Origin of the sequence: Acinetobacter sp. TGL-Y2, from assembly GCF_001612555.1 — a bacterium.
Lineage (GTDB): Bacteria > Pseudomonadota > Gammaproteobacteria > Pseudomonadales > Moraxellaceae > Acinetobacter.
Map to the genome: position 1 here is coordinate 954285 of NZ_CP015110.1, position 20067 is coordinate 974351.

Below are 20067 nucleotides of genomic sequence, written 5' to 3' on the forward strand. Positions count from 1 at the left end.
CTTGGCGGTTGAAATGTATAGAAATAGATGGCAGGGGTAGCTGGATTCGAACCAACGGATGCCGAGATCAAAACCCGGTGCCTTACCACTTGGCGATACCCCTAATGCGGCAGAACTTTAATGGTTTTACGTTCGTTTGTCAAGGTTGTTGAACAAACATCAGCGTAAGAGTGTTCTGTCTTTTTTGAACTTAAAATGGCAGGGGCGGCTGGATTCGAACCAACGGATGCCGAGATCAAAACCCGGTGCCTTACCACTTGGCGACGCCCCTAATTCGATATTATGTTTGATTCTACAGTGATGGCAGGGGCGGCTGGATTCGAACCAACGGATGCCGAGATCAAAACCCGGTGCCTTACCACTTGGCGACGCCCCTAATACTTTAAAACACAAACAAACATCTACAGATGAAAATGATGGCAGGGGTAGCTGGATTCGAACCAACGGATGCCGAGATCAAAACCCGGTGCCTTACCACTTGGCGATACCCCTATCATTTAACTTGAATATGATTTAATGGGGATTCTTTTAAACTTTTCACCGAGTAAGCTTTACAAGGAGAGTCTTTAAGAATCTCATCAAGATTCATATCTTCAGTTAGCTCAGTAAAAACACAAGCACCTGTACCTGTAAGTTTTGCTACACCGAACTGATCTAAGTATTGCATCGCTTCATCGACTTCAGGATATAAACTTCTTGCCAAAGGCTCAAAGGCATTTCCGAAATCAGATGGCTTTATCTGATAGGCGCAAAATTTAGTGGTCTTCGTGTCTCTTGTCAACGCTTTTTGTGAAAAAAGCAGTTGAGTGCTGATAAAACAATCAGGTTTAAGCACGATGTACTGTTTTTGATCTAAGTCTATGAATGTTAAGTGTTCACCAATACCTTCTGCCCACGCATTTTTACCATACACAAAGATGGGCACATCAGCGCCTAGCTTAAGCCCCAAATCTGCCAATTGTTCAATGTTTAATCCGCAGTTCCAGAGTTGATTCACGATGCGCAGTGTTGTCGCAGCATTGGATGAGCCACCACCGAGTCCTGCACCCATCGGAATATTTTTTTCAATGCGGATCTTTAAGCCTGAAAGCGTTTGCGCAAACGGTTTTAAAATTTGCGTGGCTTTGTAAATGAGATTTTGCTCAAGTTCGACGCTGTTTAAGCCGTCAATCTGAATCTCTGCCGAGTCTAATCGTTCAAATTCCATCCAGTCGCACAAATCGATCAGCTGAAAGATGCTTTGCAATTCGTGGTAGCCATTTTCACGGCGACCTGTGATGTGTAAAAACAAGTTTAATTTGGCAGGAGAGGGAATACGAATCATAAGAATTGAGCTTTATAGTATTAACGATAACGATATAGTATTAACGATTTTGTATGATCATTGTAATACGGTTTTCTTTATCCGTTTCAAGCTGTTGTTGCAAAATTAACTTGTTGGGCAAGGTCGCAGTTTGGTTGTAGCTTAAATGAACTGTCCAACCATCTTCAACTATTTGTTGAATACGTTGTTGTTGATCTTTTTGCAGTTCAGCTTTTAAGCTTGCAGGCTTGGCCTGTACCCAGTGCACCAAGTTAGTGATCGGAGTTCTCCAACCTGTGGCTTGTTCAAGCAGTTCTTCTGGCGACGCTGCTGTAATGCGTCCAGTTTTTGCGCTATTTAAAGTGACTTGCCCCGGTTGACCTGTAATTTGAGTTTTACCAACCCCCAGAATGCCACTTAGTTCAATATCAAACTGCTCTTGATTTTGCTGCCATGTAAAAAAGGCACTACCTGATTGCTGTGGGGTTTTTACCCCAATTTTCCCTTGCAGATTAAATTGATTTAATCCTTGCGCCGTAGGATGCGTGCTTTGAGGCTGTGTTTGCAAACTTTGACAGGCAGACAGCGTCAAGGCACTGATGGAGCTGAAAAAAATAAAAGAAATTTTGGCAAATTTAGACATAAAAACTAACTCTTTTTAAAATTTTGAGGCAACAATAAACCATTGAGCTGTTCTAATTGCGGATCATTCGGATGATTTTGTTGGAGTTGTTGTAACACATCACTAAATTGATCCAGTGAGCCTTGCATATACAGTGCTTTGGCAAAACGAACCCCAATATTGACACTTTTACTTAAATGATAGGCTTTAGCGAGTACACGACTGGCGGTATCAAAATCATTTTGTAAGAAAGTGATATAACCCAATGTATCTAAAATAGACGCCTGCTCAGGTGCATTTTCAAGCGCAAGTTCTGCATAGCCACGTGCTTCATCTAAACGTCTATTTTGTAATGCTAGGGTGTAGGCATAGGCATTCAAATAGGTGGGACTATTCGGTTCAAGCGTTAATAATCGCTTTAAAACCCGATCTAATTGATCACGGTCTTGAAAAGGATCCAGTAGTAATACTTCCGAATAGATCAGTTCTGGATCATTAGGAAGATTCTTTACCGCTTCTTTGAGCAAACCCAGTGCTGCTTTTTTATTGCCCATTTTTTTGAGTATTTCAGCTTGGGCTTGGTACAAGAAGCTGGCTTGCTGTGGGTAATTGACGCGCTCTTGAGTCAGAAACCTTAAGGCATCATTTAAACGATTTTGTTTGTCATAGATAGCAATGAGGTTTCGTCTTGAGACCATATACAGGTTGCCATCGACCAGTCGGTAATAGGCTTTGGCAGTTTCATAATGCTGTTTACGATCAGCATTAACCGCCAAATAATAATAGGCATCATTTTGGTATTGATTGGAATATCGTAGCTCAACCAAATATTGTTCCGCCAGCTCGTACTGTTTTAAATCAATTGAGGTTAAGCCTGCAATAAACAACGCCTCTTCTGCATCCGGCCATTTTTTAATAATATTTTTGAGTTTATTGAGCGCAACTTCAGATTGATTCAGTTTAATGAGGTAGCGGACTTCAGCCATGTGAATTTCAAGATTATGTTTATTCTTCTTACTGCTACGTTCAAACCACTTTAAAGTGGCGGCTTGATCACCCAATGCCATCAGTAGATTGGCTTTGAGCAGAATAAATCCAGTGGCTTTGGGGCGCTTTCTCAGGGCTTTGTTCAGTGTTTTTAGGGCTTGTTCGACTTCGTCATTTTGTGCTTCTAAACTTGCAATCAGCACCAATACAGACGGATTATCATTTTCTCTACTTTTGCGCAGCGTCGTTAGTAAATTAGCACGATCTTCAGCAGATTCCGGTGAAATTCCCTCGAGAATGCGTTCTAAGTCGGAGTCTGGGTCGAGCGTTAAAATGCTGTCCAATACATCTGCGGCCAATTCATACTCATGGGATTTGAGTGCAATATGGGCCAAATAAAACTTAGCAGGGACGTCTTCAGGTTCTTGTACCACCCAATGCGTTGCAATGTCTAAGGCAGCTTGTAAGTCATTTTGCTCAAGAGCAACATTTAAGGCGCGCTGCTTAATGGCAGTGGAGCTGCTCCGAATAGCCAGAACGGTATAATTGTGTAGCGCTGTGGCTGTATCGTTCGCTGCAATGGCAAACTCAGCCATCATGGTTTGTTCTATAATCTTATGATTCGATTGTGCATGATTAATTTCTCCAGATGCTCTAAGATGAACACTGTAAGTCATGCTACCGACAAGTAAGAGTGTGGTAGAATACTGCTTAATTGTCATGCCGTTGATTCGGCTATTTATTTGACGCAAATTTTTTATCCAAGTACTGCTTTTTATGACACCGTTATTGCACAATAGCATAAATTTAGCGAATTGATGATCTGATATGTCTTTCTTTGCATTGGGTGTCAACCATCAAACAGCCTCCGTTGAACTGCGCGAACAAGTGGCTTTTAACCCTGAAAAGTTAAGAGATTTGTTGGCGGAGCAACGTCACGATCATGTATTGAATGATATGGTGGTCGTGTCAACGTGTAATCGGACTGAAGTCTATGCCATGGCAGACAATGCTGAAATGGTACTAGACTGGCTCGCACAAAAAAATGGTATTGATGTAAAGCAATTACAAAATCATATCTACCGTCATGAAAACTCAGATGCGGTGACCCATTTGATGCGAGTCGCTTCCGGTCTAGATTCACTCATGCTGGGTGAACCGCAAATTATGGGGCAGGTCAAATCTGCGCTGACTTTGGCCAAAGAGTCTGATGTGGTCTCAGCGCAGCTCAACCGTATTTTTGAATATGCATTTTATGCCGCTAAACGTGTTCGCTCAGAAACTGCCGTGGGTAGCCATGCCGTTTCGATGGGTTATGCAGTGGCACAATTGGCTGTACAAGTGTTTAGTCAACCTGAAAAGCTCACTGTGATGGTGGTGGCAGCAGGGGAGATGAATAGCTTGGTTGCCAAACATTTGGCGGAAATGGGGGTGGCGAAAATCCTCATTTGTAATCGAGGTGCTGAGCGAGCAGAGCAGCTGGCACAGGAAATATCGCATCGAGTGGAAGTGGAAATCGTTCCATTTACCGCATTGGCGGAAAATTTACACCGTGCAGATGTGATTTCCAGTTGTACTGGAAGTCTGCATCAAGTGATCTCACATGCGGATGTGAAAATCGCGCTAAAAAAACGTCGATATAAGCAAATGTTGTTGGTTGATTTAGCTGTACCACGTGATATAGAGCCGAAAGTAAAAATACTTGATGGTGTATATCTATATGGCGTGGATGATCTGCAAAGCGTGATTGATGAAAACTTAGCCCAGCGCCGTCAAGCGGCGGTTGAAGCTGAGGTGATGGTCAATCAGTTAGCAACGCAGCTCATCACTCAGCAAAAAGTCAGTCAAGCAGGTACTACCATTCAGCTTTACCGTGAACAGGGTGATCAAGTCCGTCAAAAAGAACTCAATTGCGCGCTTGAGCGTATTCAAAATGGTGAAGATGCTGCCAAAGTGATGCAAGAATTTGCACATCGTTTAACGCGGAAACTCTTGCATCCAACCTCATTGCTATTGAGAGAAGTGGCGAAAGATGAAAACCCAGCTTATTTTGAAGATATCCAGAACAGCTTAGAAGAGATCTTTAAACATCAACGTCAGACCAAACCTTAAACATTCCAACAATCAATATCTTTAAATAGGTAGTTCACTCTTCATTCACCAGTTTTAATCCAATTTTCTTGGTCAATTCATTTAATTGACGTCTTAAATTTGCTGATTCTATAAGAGTTTTTGGATTTTTTAATTTGATCTTTAAATATTTTTCGTTAAGACCTTCCGATATTTCTCGAGCTCTATTAAAACATTTTTCAGGTGATTCTAAGGTATCAGATAAATCAATTTGCTTTAAAATTTCAGCTAAAATCGCATGATGCTTTGAACAAGCTCCTAGAACATAATAAATTGCAAGCTCTTGGTCATCAGGTAATGAGTCAAATATTTTATCTAAAGAATCAAGTACATTTCTTAATATAGAATCATCATTTATATAAGCTCGTAAAACTTCAAATTGAGTATAAACCATAGGATTATTTATCAATAATGAAACGGCGAACTCTTCATTTCCAATTTTCTGTAGAAAAGACAGTGAAGCATCATGGTTGACTTTTGGTTGCCATTTTTTATTAAAGCCCAATTTGTCTTTAAAAAATTGACGAATCAAATAGCGGTATGAGCCATGTTTCGGGAGTAAGTCAGTCAGTTGATTAAGTTCTGCCATCACCTGACTTTTCCCTTCAGGCGTGGTGATCTCATACTGCTGGCTCAGCAGTGCAAAAATAAAATCGGACAATAACGGCGCTTGTTGCCACATGCGATTGAAGGTTTCGAGTCCTTCTTTACGGACCAAAGAATCGGGATCATGCTCTTTGGGCATAATAAAGAATTTGAGTTCACGTCCGTCATTTAAAAGGGGCAGTGCAATATCTAAAGTACGGCGCGCGGCTTTTTGACCTGCGGCATCACCATCAAAAGCAATCGTAATCTGACTGTTTTGTTTAAAAAGCGTGGTTAAATGGTCTGCATTACTGGCCGTCCCTAACGTTGCCACAGCACCTGGAATGCCTGCTTGTTGTAAAGCAATCACATCCATATAGCCTTCAACCATCAGCCAGTTTTGCGCCTTAAGCTTGCGACCTTCATATAAACCATATAGAAGCTGGTTCTTGTGAAATACTTCAGAGTCGGGTGAGTTGATGTATTTCGGTTTGATTTCGTCATTTAAAGCACGACCACCGAAACCGACTACACGACCTTTGGCATCACGAATGGGGAAAATCACCCGTTCACGCAGCAAATCAAAGTCTCGACCACTGTCACTGGTACGGATTAACCCTAGCAACTTTAAACCTTCAATATCTTGTGGAAAGGCTTTTTCTAAATGTTGCCAGTCTTCTGGTGCATAACCCAAACGCCAGTATTTCACGGTTTCTGCACCTAAACCACGGTGCCTAAAATACTGCTGGGCTATTTTGCTATGTGGAAGCTGTTTTTCATAATACAGTGCAACATTTTCCAGCAAATCATACAGGTTACCTTCTTGCGAACTCTCTTGATCATACTGGTCATTAAAAGCGAAAGCTGAACCATCAAACGCGTCAAAGCCCTCAAGATTTTGGAAAGCTTCAAATGGATCTGTTTCAAAATGAGTAGCGTTATCAGAAACGTTCTTAGAGCTTGGTTGCTGAGCGGTTTTGTTTTGAACAGGCGTTGGAGTCGAAGCTTGAGCAGGCGCAGGTTTGGTGGTTTCACGCTTGTACGATAATTTTTTGGAATCGTGATTGTCTTTGGGTAACTCAATTCCAGTTTGACTGGACAGGTCTTTCATTACATCGATAAAGTTTCGATGATCAATATCCATCAAGAAACGAATAGCATTACCATTGGCTTGACAGCCAAAACAGTGGAAATACTGTTTATCACGATACACATGAAAAGAAGGTGATTTTTCCTGATGAAAAGGACAACAGCCCGAGTAAGTACGACCCGATTTTTTTAATTTCACACGCTGACCGATCAGATCGACGATATCGGTACGATCCAAAATTTGATCAATGGTGTGCTGAGGTATGGCCATACTAAAAAGTCAGGTTTGGAAAATATCAGAGGAAGATAAGTTTAAATCATTATGCCTATGAAATATATCAATACTCAAGTTTTGTCTTAAACGCTGTGCATAAAAAAGGCGGGAATAAATCCCACCTCATTTAGAGCAGATGTAGCGCAAAATTACTGGGTGCGCTGTGGATCATACAAACTTTCATTGGCTGGTGCACTTTGGATATTGGCATCATTTTCACGATTGCCCAATAAGCCAAAACTCAAACGATTGAGTAAACCCGGCTGATTTTGAGTCTCTGCTTCTTCAACAGTAGCGTCTTTGTTCTGCGCTTTGGCTTCACGACCCAAGATGCCTAAAGTGGCTCTGTTCAGCCAGTTGCCATCTTGACGTGCTGCGCGTAAGTTCACTTCGCCGTTGGATTTCACCAAAGTCGGATAATTCAGTTTCAGCACTTCAATATATTGCTGAGAAGTTGCTTTATCACCCAGTTTGTCATAGCCATACGCCATCGTGGCTAAAGCCTCAGGAATTTGTGGGGTATTGGGGAAATGTTCCACCACCCATTGACCACGTTCGACTGCTGCTAACCAAGCTTTACGTTTAATATTAAAACGTGCAGCAGTCATTTCATTTTCAGCCAATTCTTGACCAATAAACTTCATGCGTAGCGCGGCATCGACTGCATACTGACTGCTTGGATAACGACGAATAAAATCAACAAAGTTTTGATACGCCACTTTTAGGTAGCTCACGTCACGATGTGACTGTTGCAAAGAGGTGTAACGGATCAAGCCATCATAGTTTTGCTCCATGTTCGCAACACCGCGAACATAGTAGGCATAATCCACATTAGGATGCTGAGGATTCAAGCGAATAAAACGATCCGCCAAAGCCACTGTACCTTCATAATCTTTTTGTTGAAATTTGGTATAGAGCAAGTCTAATTGCGCTTGCTGAGTGTATTGGCCAGTTGGATAATAGGTATCGATTGCTTCTAATGATTGTGCAGCATCGCTATATTGGCCACGATCTAATGCTTTTTGCGCTTTATCAAAATAGATTTGTTCGCTAGATTTTGGGCCAGTATCGACCACATCTTTCTTTGGATTACTACTACAGCCTACAAATGTAGCTGCTAAGCCTAGCGATAAAGCAAGCATTGTAACTTTATAACGTGGTAGCGACATAAAAATTCCTCTGTTTATACGGCCAATAGGCTACAATTGCACTATTAAACCACTTTTGTCCGAATGAGCAAATGACTTCAGCACAATCTTCTAATTCTAATTTCCCAGAAAACGATTTCAATTTAATTGAAGAATCTGAGGATGCAGATAATCATACTTCAGCGCCAACTGCAACACGTGTATCGTTGCAATTTCAATTGGATGAGAGCTATTCAGGTCAACGGATTGATCAGGTGGCAGCACTGGTTTGGAATGACTTTTCTCGTGAAAAATTGAAACAATGGATGAAAGAAGGTCATCTGTTGATCAATGGTAATATTGTCAAACCCAAGTATAAATGTGAAGGAAATGAAGCATTAACACTTGAAGTTGAGCTTGAGGCACAAACCACTAGCCAGCCTGAAAATATTCCTTTAGATGTGATCTATGAAGATGATGACATCTTAGTGATCAATAAAGCAGTGGGTATGGTGGTACATCCAGGTGCAGGTAATCCGAATGGAACACTGGTAAACGCGATTTTGTATCACAATCCAAAATCAGCTGAACTTTCTCGTGCAGGTTTGGTACATCGCATCGACAAAGATACCAGTGGCTTATTGGTTGTGGCAAAAAACCTAGAAGCACAGTTTTCTTTAAGTAAGCAACTTGCGAAAAAGTCAGTCTTCCGTGTTTATGACCTCATTTGTTACGGCAATATTATTGCCGGTGGCACGATTGATGAGCCAATTAAGCGTCATCCTGTGGATCGCGTGAAAATGGCGATTCTACCGGGTGGTCGTGATGCAGTGACGCATTACAATGTCAAAGAGCGCTTCCAAAACTTCACCCGTGTACAAGCACGGTTGGAGACGGGTCGTACCCATCAAATTCGCATTCACTTTACCTATTTAGGTTTCCCGCTAGTCGGTGATCCAGTGTATGTGAGCCGTGTCAAAGTTCCAGCTGGTGCATCTGAAAAACTTGCAATCCAAATGCGTACCTTTAAACGCCAAGCGCTACATGCAACGCAGCTAGGGCTAAAGCATCCGCGTAGTGGCGAAGAGATGATGTTTGAAGCGCCTTGGCCTGCAGATTTTGTAGAGTTACTTGAAACTTTACGTACTGAAAATAAAGCGTACTAATCTTATCTAATATCGTTGAAAAAGGATCATCGACATGCAATTTGTTCAAGGGCTTCCCGACGGTGTGTGTGTGGGGCAAACTCAAATTGAGCACGTCAAAACTGTAAATTCCGCTACAGCAGAATTGGCAGGTTTTAATTTGGCCTTGCATGTCAATGATGATCCGATTCGTGTCCAGCAGCATCGTATGGCGCTGCTGGATGAGTTAGCAGCCTTTGGTGTGAATAAAGTCACATGGATGACGCAAACTCACAGCACAATTTGTCACACTATTAATGAGCAAATATATTTTCAAGCATTAGAAGGTGATGGTTTGGTTACCCAAACTCGAGCACATGCACTCATGATGATGACGGCTGACTGTTTACCTGTGGTGTTGGGTAATGCGACAGCTACAGAAGTTGCCAATTTACATGCAGGTTGGCGAGGCCTTGCTGGCGGCATTATTGAAAATACGATATCGACTATGAATACAGCGCCAACATGGGCTTGGTTAGGTGCTGCGATCAGTCAGCCTTGCTTTGAAGTGGGTGAGGAGGTTAAGCAGACTTTTTGTGAAAAATATCCTGAAATTTCACATGCTTTTATGGCAAATCTGAACTTAGGTAAATATCAAGCAGACTTATATGCTATTGCACGCTATATTTTAAAAAAACAGGGTGTTGAAACTGTATTAGGTGGTGATAAGTGTTCTTATCTTGAGGCCAATAAATATTATTCATATCGCCGTAATGCTCAGACTGGACGGATGGCGACATTCGTATTTATGCGATAGAAAGTGTTAAACTACAACTACGTAGTTATCTAGTTATCTTATGTCTGATCTTAAAAAATCTCTCGCTATCGTTTATCACAGTCCATATGGACACACTGCAAAAGTGGCTCAATTCATAGCACAAGGTGCTCAGAGGTTGGGAACTACAGTGCATATCATGAATATCGAACATATTGATTGGGATGTATTGGATCAGGCGAATGCCATTATTTTTGGGTGCCCGACCTATATGGGCAGTGTTAGTGGGCCGTTTAAAATGTTTATGGACTCAAGCTCAAAACGATGGAAAAATCGTGACTGGCAAGGAAAGTTGGCTGCTGGATTTACCAACTCAGGTGGCTTAAGTGGGGACAAGCTTTCTGTACTACAGCAAATCAATTTATTTGCAATGCAACACGGTATGTTGTGGTCAGGTCTACCTTTAATGTCAACAGGGCATAGTGAAAGTGATTTAAATCGACTGTCGAGCAGCTTGGGGCTCATGACTCAATCTGATAATGCGCCAGTTGAAATTACGCCACCTGAAGGTGATTTAAAGACTGCCATTTGGTTTGGTGAATACATTGCAAGCTTGACCTATAAGCTTAACCATTAAATAACTTTAAAATTTATTTCAAAATAAAAAGCACTGCATAAGTCAGTGCTTTTTTACGCTTGAATTATTGATAATTAAGTCAAAAAAAAAATATGACAAATGCCAATTGTATTTAATTTAATCTGCTCTAAAATATGACCTATACAACAATAAAATTCAATAGATGATGGAGAATCAGGATGAACTTAAGAAGAGCATTAGAACTCTTATGCGTGATCACTCCCGTAATTAGTCTAATCCCAATAAGCGCTTATGCAAAAGAGGCTTTACAGCCTTTAACAGATACCGAACTATCTGATGTAAATGGTCAAGCATTGATGAGCATGTCTTATATTGCACCAAATGATGCGGCCAATAAAATGTCGGGACAAGGTATGGGTTTCTATAAGTTGGGCTTAGAAGCTGAAATGGAGCTCAATGCCAATATTAAAAAATTACAATTAGGCTGTGGTGGTATGAATGGTGCAGGTGGTTGTGATATTGACATCGATAATTTAAGCCTAAGTGGCATAGCAGATACGCGTGATGGTCGAGTAGGTTCATCGGCCAAATTGACCAATCCTTTTTTAGAATTTGCGATTAAAAATCCAAATTCAGCTTCGCAGCGTGAAATGGTAGGGTTTAGATTAAGTGCTGAAAAAGCGTTAGGTTTATTGACTCTAGGGGATGAAAATACAGATGGGCCCAATGGTATTAATCAATTAAGTGGTGCTTTAAAAATTAAAGCGACCACAGGTACAGCAGTGACTGCTGCGCGTTCAATGACCTATGCAGACACAGACATGAAAATTAATGGTAAAATCAAACTGTTAGGTTCCTTATTACAACCTGATTTTGATACCAATGACTACAATTTACAACTGCAATCGACTAATGCAAACCTTGCAATCAATGGAACAACCATTTACGGAACACGAATGGAATCTGCGAAATTGACAGGTTCAGCGACAATTAGTGACCTTAACTTTGGTGGCGATATTAATGCTAGTGTGAAAGTTCCACTGATTTCATTGCTTCCACTGACAATCAATGCAAATGGTTATATCTCTGGTCTTAGAGCGAATCTTGATATTGATGAAGATTTAGGCTTTATTCATAAACTTCCATTAAACAACCCATTTTCACTTTCACTGCAAACTAATACAGTCCATTGGCCGGGTGCGGAATATGCCGCAAATCGAGGTTGGTGGCTTGCAATTGAAGATCAAATTGATATAGGGCAGGTTAATCCCTCAAATCCAATCGAAGTAACTAACGATATTCTGAAGCAAGTTGTTCCAAGTATTAGTAATTACCTTACCAACAACCCGCCTAACTGTCCATTGGGATCCTGTTTAATTGCAGGACTAAATATTGGACAGGTAAATTTATCTTCAGCGAACCCCCTTTATTTCCCAATTAAAGATCTCAAGCTCGCAACCCAAAATTTCGCACCCAACTGCTATGGAAATTTAAAGTTTTGTTGAGGAATGGCACCATTTCAAACTTTCTTAAAGGAAGTTTTTTATGTCTTCATATTCTTAATAAAAATTTATAGGGGAAATCGTTCGCTCGTCGGAAATGTGTTTAAGTAGTTTATGTTGATATTTATTAAATAGAATTAAATATCAATACATTATTTTTTTATTTTTGCCTTGTCAAAAACAGTCAAGAATAAGGTGCATTACTTAAATAAGAATAAAATTGAGCTTTTTTTGTAGAGGTGTTAATAATATAAGTCGCTTATGGATTAAGCGAGCATAAAAATAAAATGAGATGGAGAGTCATTATGATCCTAAAAAGATCAGTATGTTTGATTGGCTTTGTTGCGCCTATTATATTAGTCTGTCATCGCTAACACATGCGGTCGTGGATTCGCCCATGCAGGCTTTATCTGATCGTGAGCTTTCTGATGTAAATGGGCAAGCTTTAATGAGTTTGTCTTATCTCGCCCCGGCAGACAATGCCAACCCTATGAAGAATATTTCTAACAATAATGTTGGCTTCTACAAATTAGGTTTAGAAGCTGATGTTGAGCTAAATGCCAATATTCAAAATGTGCAATTGGGTTGTGGTGGATTTAATGGGGGGAGGTGCTTGTGATATTGATATTAAGAACCTCTCACTTTCTGGTTTACCTGATGATTATGATAGCAAGGGTAATCCGCTATATAATACTGGTCGGCCTTCAGAAAGTGCTGTCTTAACCAATCCTTTTATTGAATTTGCGATTACGAATCCAAACTCAGCTTCGACACGAGAAGTAAGAGGTTTTCGTTTAAGTGCAGAAAGCATTAATGCCTTACTCACTACGGGTTTAAATAATAGCGCCAATCCAAGCAGCACCGATGGTATACAAAGCCTGAGTGGATTTATGCGAATCGCGGGAACCACAGGAACGGCCAAAACCCAGCAAACGACATTTGGTTTAACGCCTAATCAACAATTGGGAGGGGTTGCTAGACTCTGTGCAGGTATTTTGGGTACATGTTTATTGGCAGATACAGATATTAACTTTGTCAGTAAACCAACCTCCACTGGGTCAACTGGAATCACCGTGCCATCGGTTTCAACCAACTTTAATATCAATCCATTTACGATTAATGGAGTACGTCAAACTAAGGCTACAGTGAATAATATTCGTACTGTTATTAATAAAATTCCAATCGCCGCCGATTCAGCAGGACAGTATCCATCCAGTTTATTTACCAACGATGTTCTTGAAGTGGATTTAAATTGTAATAATGTAAGCGGAAGAGGTTGTGGGTTAATTACGGCATTGAAAGATACCGCTAAATTTAAAATGGGTCAAGATTCAGCCATTACCAATTTGAATATGAAAATTGATTTCGAGCAGTCCTTGAGCATGTTTCACAATATTCCTTTAACAGGCACAGGAGGTTATTTGTCTGTACAGGATATAGCCTTATTATGGCCAGGTGCTTTCGTAAGCTCAAATGATGCAACCAAAACCAGCTTATCAACTATTTCGACAAATTCTGATATTGCTCAGCCCGGTTGGTGGATGTCATTTGCAAAACCTGTTGAACTGGGGCATTTGGATGTAACCAACCCTATTGTATTGGATGATAATATTTTAGGACAGGTAGCGCAGCGCGTAACTCAAACATTAACGCCCGATTATGTAAATAAACCTCGGGCAGAAGCAACTAGTATTGCTGCGATTGTGAGTCTATTGGCAGATAATCCATTAACTTCCAAGATTGTGGCGGATTTAAATACGGCATCTGCTTCTAATCCAGTCTATTTTAAGTTAACCAACCAAAAGCTAGGTAATCAGGAAGTGGTCGCAAACTGTTATGGTTCGTTAAGATTCTGCTAATTTTTTGACGTTGAATGATCATTAAAAAACCGCCATATCGGCGGTTTTTCGATGTATCTCATAATTATTTATGAAAAATTCGAGCTTTATCACGTTGCCAGTCACGGTCTTTTTCTGTAGCACGTTTATCATGCAACTGTTTACCTTTCACCAGTGCAATTTCAAGTTTGACCAAACGACCTTTCCAATAGCAGGCTAAAGGAACGCAAGTGTAGCCTTTTTGGTTGATCGCACCTTGTAACTTTTCCAGTTCACGACGCGACAACAGCAGCTTACGTGTACGTGTTGCCTCAGGTACAACATGCGTTGATGCAGACAGGAGCGGCTGAATTTGCGCACCAAAAAGAAAAGCTTCATTATTTTTAAAGGTAATATAGCTTTCTGTAATACTCATACGCCCAGCGCGTAGAGACTTTACTTCCCAGCCTTGCAATGAAAGACCTGCTTCGAATTTTTCTTCAATAAAATAATCATGGCGTGCGCGTTTGTTCAGCGCAATGGTGCCACCATTATTCTTTTTTACGACAATTGATTTCGACATAATACAAATATTCCAAGATTAGTTATATTTTGCCTTAAACCACGCACAAGGTGAAGACATTTCAATATTAAAGAGGGAGTACGCTATGAAACAAGTTTTTGTTAAACTATGTACCTAAACAATAAACTTGAGAATAAATAGATGTCTAAAACTCGTGTAATTTATCCAGGGACATTTGACCCCATTACCAATGGGCATATCGATTTGGTATCACGTGCAGCGAAAATGTTTGATGAAGTGGTGGTTGCGATTGCCATAGGTCATCATAAAAACCCTGTATTTAGTTTGGATGAGCGCGTTTCACTTGCGAAATCATCTTTAAGTCATCTATCGAATGTCGAGTTTGTAGGATTTGACGGTTTGTTGGTGAATTTTTTTCAAGAACAGAAAGCCACCGCAGTCCTTCGTGGCTTACGTGCAGTCTCTGATTTTGAGTATGAGTTTCAACTGGCGAATATGAACCGCCGTCTAGATTCAAATTTTGAAGCGGTGTTTTTGACCCCTTCGGAGCAATATTCTTTTATTTCATCTACATTGGTACGTGAAATTGCACGTTTAAATGGTGATGTCACTCAGTTTGTACCCCAAGCTGTGGTCGAAGCTTTTGAACGTAAACATCAGCAAGGTTGGTAGCGTGTCCTTATATATAACCGATGAATGTATTAACTGTGATGTATGTGAACCCGTATGCCCAAATGAGGCAATTTATATGGGGGAGCTGATCTACGAGATTCATCCTGATTTGTGCACAGAGTGTGTCGGTCATCATGATAAACCGCAATGTGAACTTTTCTGCCCAGTCGACTGCATTCCACGTGATCCTAATCATGTGGAAAGCCAAGAGGCATTGATGGAAAAGTATAAAAAGCTAATTGCTCAAAAAAGCGCGAGCAATTAGTGCAAAAGTTTGCTAACATGCGCGACTTGAAGTGAGCTAGACGATCGCTGCTGCGTAGATCTTCGTGATTGAAACAGGGGAGGAAAGTCCGGGCTTCATAGGGCAGGGTGCCAGGTAACGCCTGGGCGGCGAAAGCCGACGGCAAGTGCAGCAGAGAGGAGACCGCCATTTTGCAACTGATCTTCGGGTCAGCCTAGAAAATGGTAAGGGTGAAAGGGTGCGGTAAGAGCGCACCGCGTGTCTGGTAACAGTTCACGGCAAGGTAAACCCCACCAGAAGCAAGACCAAATAGGAATCCATTAGGCACGGCCCGTGCTGGATTCGGGTAGGTCGCTTGAGCGTACGAGTGATTGTACGCCTAGAGGAATGATCGTTCACGACAGAACCCGGCTTATCGGCTCACTTCATCAAAATTTAAACAAACAGTGTTGAAATCACTTGACGATTAACATAATCAAGTAGATAATGCGCCCACAGTTTATGGCTATGTAGCTCAGTTGGTTAGAGCATCGCACTCATAATGCGGGGGTCACAGGTTCAAATCCCGTCATAGCCACCATTTTTATAGACCTTGCTCACTAGCAAGGTCTTTTTTTATGTCTACCAAAAGACATTCCAAAATTTTAGTCTTAAAACCCCAAATTTAACGAATGTCCCTGTCCTGAATGAGTAAGTGTTATCACACCACGATTTTCCACAATATCATATGTAATAGAATTACTTATGCGTACTAAACCAAATTGATAACTGTAGTTGAGTTGGGTTTTATTGACATTGTTGCGAGTTATAAACTCAGAATTTTGATCATTAAATTTTTGTAATAAAGACATGGCTGCCAATGAGTCATCAGTTTTTTTATAGACTTGAGATCAGAAACTAAAATTTGATCAATAGATTCAGCATCACCGATATACATGTGATTTGTGTTTAATTCAATGTTTTGAACATCAGAGCCTAGTATAGAGAAGTCTTGAGCCTCTCGCTGTGTAGCTTGCCATATTGAACTGATTAGAATCATCGATGTAATGATGCGAGCAGATAGAGATAATCTTTCCAGATCGGATTAATTTTGAGATAGGTTTGGCTGCTTCTTAGAACTTGGGTACGAGTTATCCAATCGTGTAGGCTCTGCTGGCTATGCGTGTTGAATAAAGCTAAATAAAAGCATTAAATGAATTAATTGCTTAGCTCGTAAAGTTTAGTTATTCACACTCAATCATATTTGGATCGAGTCTAAGTTTAGGAAACTCTTGATCATATTTTTCTAAAATTCTATTTTGCTCAGTGGGGTTTGCAAAAATGTGGCTTCGAAGGGCTTCGATTTGTGATTGCTCTAAATGAAGCTGCGCACAGTGCATTGCGATAGAGTTTTCTTTAGCAATACTTAGCTTTGATTCATTGGAAATACGATCAATATTGACCAGTTTTTGCTGAGCTTTACTTAGTTGTACCAAACTTCGTTTTTGTTGCATGCTCAACAAGTTTTGCTGATTAATCCAATCTGCAACATCACGGCGTACCCCGTTATATTCAACAAAGATTGGACTAATCAGTTGGCAGGCGCTCAGCGCAATGAATACGAATGGTAGTGCTAGGGTCTTAAGATGCATGGTTTTTCTCTTTTTTAGATTAATCAGTATTTTGCATGAATAAACCCAGTAAAATGTATTAAATATATACAGTTATCACATATTTGCTCAAAGGATGAGCATAAGCATTTTTGAGTGCTTGACGGGACTTATATAAATTTAGATAATGCGCGCACAGGTTACGGCTATGTAGCTCAGTTGGTTAGAGCACCGCACTCATAATGCGGGGGTCACAGGTTCAAATCCCGTCATAGCCACCATTTTTATAGACCACGCTCACCGCGTGGTCTCTTTTTTTGTGCGCGAAATTATAATTTAAAAAGAAGATTTACTACTTAAGGAAGCGTTGAATCAATTCTTGGGTTGAATCTGATTGATAGAACGGCTGGATCAATGCTTCAATAAGCGTATCTAACAGCTCAGCTTGCTCTAAGCCTCTTAGGAAATAAGGGGCAAAACGCTGCGTTTCCTCATGTAAATCTTGCTCATCTAAACCGACAGCATTGAGTAGTGCTTTTAAGTCATACTCAGCGAAAGACTCATAAAAAGCATCGACCACATGTAAAATAATCGCTTGAATCTGTGGTGTCTGACGTAATTCTTTCCAGAACTCATACACCAAAATAAAAAACTCTTCGACGTCAATGGCATTGAGCTGGGCAAAGCTTTCGCGAACTGGGCGAGTTTTGAGGTCAGACCAGATTTGCAATGCCATTTCCGCGAGTTCTTCATTTGGTAGCGTAATCACCAAGCCAATTTGCTTCACAATGGCTTGAGCAAGCTGTTGTTCGAGTTTGAGCTCAATTTGATAGTGTTGCTCTTGCACAAGACTGAGAAGTTTAGAACCTAAACTTTGCTCACCTAATTTCAGTTTACGCAAATGATCAAGCCAAGGGGTGTTGCTTTCCACAATCTGATTGGCCAGTTGTAAACTGATATTTTGAACTTGAGAATTTTGCGTAAGATAAGTCTGGGCGTTTAAGCGGACTTGTTCTAATTCTAAAATTTTATTCAGCCAGATTTCAAAAGATTCATCAGACAGTAGGTCATGAAAAGTCATCGGCGTATTTAAAATAAAATGATGAATTTTCTGTGAAACATTGCCAATAAACGCTAAGAGTTCTGCGCCGAGATTGAGTTCAAATGCATATTTATTTACGACAGCATGCAATTGCTGACACTGGATCACCTCTTTAAGTAAGATTTGATTTGCTTGTTGATAAACCCGATGCACAAACTGCTGTAAATAAGTGTTGTTATTTGAGTCAAGTAATTGTTGTTTGGTAAATTGAACCTGCTCAAGCATCAATGCTTGAGCAAGTTGTTGAGCAAGTGCCTGATTAGACACCTGCTTTCCATCCATTGACGATTGGGTAACGACGTTCACGGCTGAACGCGCGTGAGCTGATACGTGGACCAATCGCACCTTGACGACGCTTATATTCGTTACGGTCCACCAGTTGAATGACTTTTTCTACTACAGCTTTATCAAAGCCTTTTTCAATAATCTCATCTTGACTGAGGTCTTCTTCGATATACGCATATAAAATCGCATCCAAAATATCGTAAGCCGGAAGCGAGTCTTGATCTTTTTGATCAGGACGTAATTCGGCTGAAGGTGGACGGGTAATCACACGCTCAGGAATCACAGGCTCTTTTTCTAAGCTATTACGATATTTCGCCAATTCAAACACAATGGTCTTATACACGTCTTTAAGGACTGCAAAGCCGCCAACCATATCGCCATATAATGTGCAATAACCTACAGACAACTCAGATTTGTTGCCTGTTGCCAGTACCAAATTGCCAAATTTATTAGATAAACCCATCAGCAAAGTGCCACGAGCACGCGCTTGTAAGTTCTCTTCAGTGGCATCTGCTGGAGAGTTGCCAAAGAAGGGATGTAGCGTTTGCATAAAGCTGTTTACGATTGGATGAATTTCCGCAATACCAAAGGTTACCCCTTGACGCTTCGCTTGCTCAGTTGCATCTTCAACACTGATTTGAGAGGTATAGGTATACGGCATCATCACCGCTTGAACTTTATCTGCACCAATCGCATCAACTGCAATGGCTAGGGTTAAAGCAGAATCGATTCCGCCAGATAACCCTAAGATTACCCCTGTAAATCCAGAGCGCTCGACATAGTCACGCGTTGCCATGACTAAGGCTTGGTAAATTTCAGCAATGGTGTCTATGCTTGGTGCAATTTCAGCTGTTTTATAGCTTTTAGTTTCAATCTCATAATCGACAATGAAAAGCGCTTCTTTAAAGCTCGGCGCTTCTAAAGCCACGTCACCTGATTGATTAATCACAAAACTGGTGCCATCAAAGATCAGATCATCTTGACCACCGACTTGGTTGGCATAGACAATATTGACATTTAACTGTTTGGCAAGTTCTTTCAAGGTCACAATACGATGCTGCGGTTTACCGACTTCATAAGGAGACGCATTGAGTACCAGAATACTTTCAACATTCAATTTCGCCAGTTGCTGAACGCTTTCTAAGGTCCAAACATCTTCACAAATAAGCACGCCAAATTTATGACCTAGGTATTCAAAGACAAGGTGCTGATGACCTTCTGCAAAATAACGCTTTTCATCAAACACACTGTAGTTGGGCAGGTTTTGTTTATTATAAACACCCAAAACCTGTCCGTCTTTCATCACCGCAGCAGAATTATAACGATGCCCGCTTTCTGTTTGATTCACGAAACCGAACACCATGACAATGTCTTTAACTTCTGCCAACTGTTCAAATGCAGTTGCCGTGCGTTTAATCAAACTTGGGCGTAATAACAGGTCTTCAGCAGGGTAGCCAATGGTGCATAATTCTGGAAAAACGATAATATTTGCATGTTGTGCTTTGGCTTCATTGGCGAGTTCAATCATTTTTTGAACATTCGCGTTGATATTGCCAGTATGTGGAGAGAATTGAGCAAGAGATATTTTAAAACTATTCATTTAAACCAAGTCCTATTCCTATAGGTTGAATATACACAACTTGCTGATTCGTATAAATATAATTATTCAGCCGTATGCATCTGATAAAGTAACACTGC

At 40.7% G+C, this 20067-nt stretch carries 18 protein-coding genes, 6 tRNA genes and 1 other RNA gene; 12 read left to right on the forward strand and 13 right to left on the reverse strand.

The window, feature by feature from the left end; genetic code table 11:
• Positions 1-28 precede the first annotated feature (28 nt).
• The 7 genes from AMD27_RS04480 to AMD27_RS04510 form a co-directional block, all read right to left on the reverse strand.
• Positions 29-103 (reverse strand) — tRNA-Gln (locus AMD27_RS04480).
• A gap of 93 nt (positions 104-196) precedes the next feature.
• Positions 197-271 (reverse strand) — tRNA-Gln (locus tag AMD27_RS04485).
• Between the two features lie 30 nt (positions 272-301).
• Positions 302-376, reverse strand: a tRNA-Gln gene (locus tag AMD27_RS04490).
• Between the two features lie 41 nt (positions 377-417).
• A tRNA-Gln gene (locus tag AMD27_RS04495) sits at positions 418-492 on the reverse strand.
• Between the two features lies 1 nt (position 493).
• A complete protein-coding gene (gene ispE, locus AMD27_RS04500) occupies positions 494-1324 on the reverse strand; it encodes a 4-(cytidine 5'-diphospho)-2-C-methyl-D-erythritol kinase (protein ID WP_067656933.1) in 831 nt (276 codons plus the stop codon).
• Between the two features lie 40 nt (positions 1325-1364).
• Positions 1365-1946: a lipoprotein insertase outer membrane protein LolB gene (gene lolB, locus AMD27_RS04505; RefSeq protein WP_067656937.1), complete on the reverse strand. Its 582-nt coding sequence runs from the start codon at positions 1944-1946 to the stop codon at positions 1365-1367.
• Positions 1947-1951: 5 nt separating this feature from the next.
• Positions 1952-3655, reverse strand: coding sequence for a tetratricopeptide repeat protein (locus tag AMD27_RS04510; protein WP_212846466.1), 1704 nt, complete (start codon positions 3653-3655; stop codon positions 1952-1954).
• Between the two features lie 85 nt (positions 3656-3740).
• Here AMD27_RS04510 and hemA point away from each other — a divergent pair, with 85 nt between their 5' ends.
• The gene (gene hemA / locus AMD27_RS04515; protein WP_067656943.1) at positions 3741-5024 is read left to right on the forward strand and encodes a glutamyl-tRNA reductase; all 1284 of its coding nucleotides are present in this window, start codon (positions 3741-3743) and stop codon (positions 5022-5024) included.
• Positions 5025-5058: 34 nt separating this feature from the next.
• Here hemA and AMD27_RS04520 read toward each other — a convergent pair whose 3' ends face one another.
• Together AMD27_RS04520 and AMD27_RS04525 are read right to left on the reverse strand one after the other, a co-directional pair.
• Positions 5059-6987 (reverse strand): DNA primase, encoded by a 1929-nt coding sequence (locus AMD27_RS04520; protein ID WP_067656946.1) that lies wholly within the window; start codon positions 6985-6987, stop codon positions 5059-5061.
• Positions 6988-7139: 152 nt separating this feature from the next.
• Positions 7140-8159, reverse strand: coding sequence for an outer membrane protein assembly factor BamD (locus tag AMD27_RS04525; protein ID WP_067656949.1), 1020 nt, complete (start codon positions 8157-8159; stop codon positions 7140-7142).
• A 71-nt stretch (positions 8160-8230) separates the two neighbouring features.
• Between AMD27_RS04525 and rluD the strand changes: the two genes are divergently transcribed.
• The 6 genes from rluD to AMD27_RS04550 all read left to right on the forward strand — a co-directional run bounded on the left by rluD (position 8231) and on the right by AMD27_RS04550 (position 13975).
• The gene (gene rluD, locus AMD27_RS04530; protein WP_067656952.1) at positions 8231-9283 is read left to right on the forward strand and encodes a 23S rRNA pseudouridine(1911/1915/1917) synthase RluD; all 1053 of its coding nucleotides are present in this window, start codon (positions 8231-8233) and stop codon (positions 9281-9283) included.
• Between the two features lie 34 nt (positions 9284-9317).
• Positions 9318-10058 (forward strand): peptidoglycan editing factor PgeF, encoded by a 741-nt coding sequence (pgeF, locus tag AMD27_RS04535; protein ID WP_067656955.1) that lies wholly within the window; start codon positions 9318-9320, stop codon positions 10056-10058.
• 40 nt (positions 10059-10098) lie between these two features.
• Positions 10099-10653 (forward strand): flavodoxin family protein, encoded by a 555-nt coding sequence (locus AMD27_RS04540; RefSeq protein ID WP_067656958.1) that lies wholly within the window; start codon positions 10099-10101, stop codon positions 10651-10653.
• Between the two features lie 179 nt (positions 10654-10832).
• On the forward strand, positions 10833-12119 hold the full coding sequence (locus AMD27_RS04545; protein ID WP_067656961.1) for a hypothetical protein: 1287 nt from the start codon (positions 10833-10835) through the stop codon (positions 12117-12119).
• A gap of 394 nt (positions 12120-12513) precedes the next feature.
• The gene (locus AMD27_RS19030; protein ID WP_228140703.1) at positions 12514-12735 is read left to right on the forward strand and encodes a hypothetical protein; all 222 of its coding nucleotides are present in this window, start codon (positions 12514-12516) and stop codon (positions 12733-12735) included.
• Positions 12716-13975 carry a hypothetical protein gene (locus tag AMD27_RS04550; protein ID WP_228140704.1) on the forward strand — a complete coding sequence of 420 codons (1260 nt, stop codon included), beginning with the start codon at positions 12716-12718 and terminating at the stop codon, positions 13973-13975. The genes AMD27_RS19030 and AMD27_RS04550 overlap by 20 nt, the downstream gene beginning before the upstream one ends.
• Positions 13976-14039: 64 nt before the next feature.
• Here AMD27_RS04550 and smpB read toward each other — a convergent pair whose 3' ends face one another.
• The gene (smpB, locus tag AMD27_RS04555; protein WP_067656964.1) at positions 14040-14516 is read right to left on the reverse strand and encodes an SsrA-binding protein SmpB; all 477 of its coding nucleotides are present in this window, start codon (positions 14514-14516) and stop codon (positions 14040-14042) included.
• A gap of 141 nt (positions 14517-14657) precedes the next feature.
• On the opposite strand from smpB, the gene coaD reads away from it, so the two are divergent.
• The 4 genes from coaD to AMD27_RS04575 all read left to right on the forward strand — a co-directional run bounded on the left by coaD (position 14658) and on the right by AMD27_RS04575 (position 15973).
• Entirely contained in the window at positions 14658-15149 is a 492-nt protein-coding gene (coaD, locus tag AMD27_RS04560) for a pantetheine-phosphate adenylyltransferase (RefSeq protein ID WP_067656968.1), read from the forward strand.
• A gap of 1 nt (position 15150) precedes the next feature.
• On the forward strand, positions 15151-15414 hold the full coding sequence (locus AMD27_RS04565; protein WP_067656971.1) for a YfhL family 4Fe-4S dicluster ferredoxin: 264 nt from the start codon (positions 15151-15153) through the stop codon (positions 15412-15414).
• Positions 15415-15442: 28 nt separating this feature from the next.
• An RNA gene (rnpB, locus tag AMD27_RS04570) (RNase P RNA component class A) lies at positions 15443-15824 on the forward strand.
• Between the two features lie 72 nt (positions 15825-15896).
• Positions 15897-15973 (forward strand) — tRNA-Met (locus AMD27_RS04575).
• Positions 15974-16616: 643 nt separating this feature from the next.
• Here AMD27_RS04575 and AMD27_RS04585 read toward each other — a convergent pair.
• Positions 16617-17024, reverse strand: coding sequence for a hypothetical protein (locus tag AMD27_RS04585; protein ID WP_067656976.1), 408 nt, complete (start codon positions 17022-17024; stop codon positions 16617-16619).
• Between the two features lie 162 nt (positions 17025-17186).
• On the opposite strand from AMD27_RS04585, the gene AMD27_RS04590 reads away from it, so the two are divergent.
• Positions 17187-17263, forward strand: a tRNA-Met gene (locus AMD27_RS04590).
• A gap of 71 nt (positions 17264-17334) precedes the next feature.
• On the opposite strand, the gene AMD27_RS04595 is transcribed toward AMD27_RS04590, so the two are convergent.
• The gene (locus AMD27_RS04595) at positions 17335-18351 is read right to left on the reverse strand and encodes a hypothetical protein (protein ID WP_228140705.1); all 1017 of its coding nucleotides are present in this window, start codon (positions 18349-18351) and stop codon (positions 17335-17337) included.
• Positions 18344-19969: an NAD+ synthase gene (locus AMD27_RS04600; RefSeq protein ID WP_067656982.1), complete on the reverse strand. Its 1626-nt coding sequence runs from the start codon at positions 19967-19969 to the stop codon at positions 18344-18346. Before AMD27_RS04600 ends, AMD27_RS04595 begins: the two co-directional genes overlap by 8 nt.
• Positions 19970-20067: the final 98 nt, after the last annotated feature.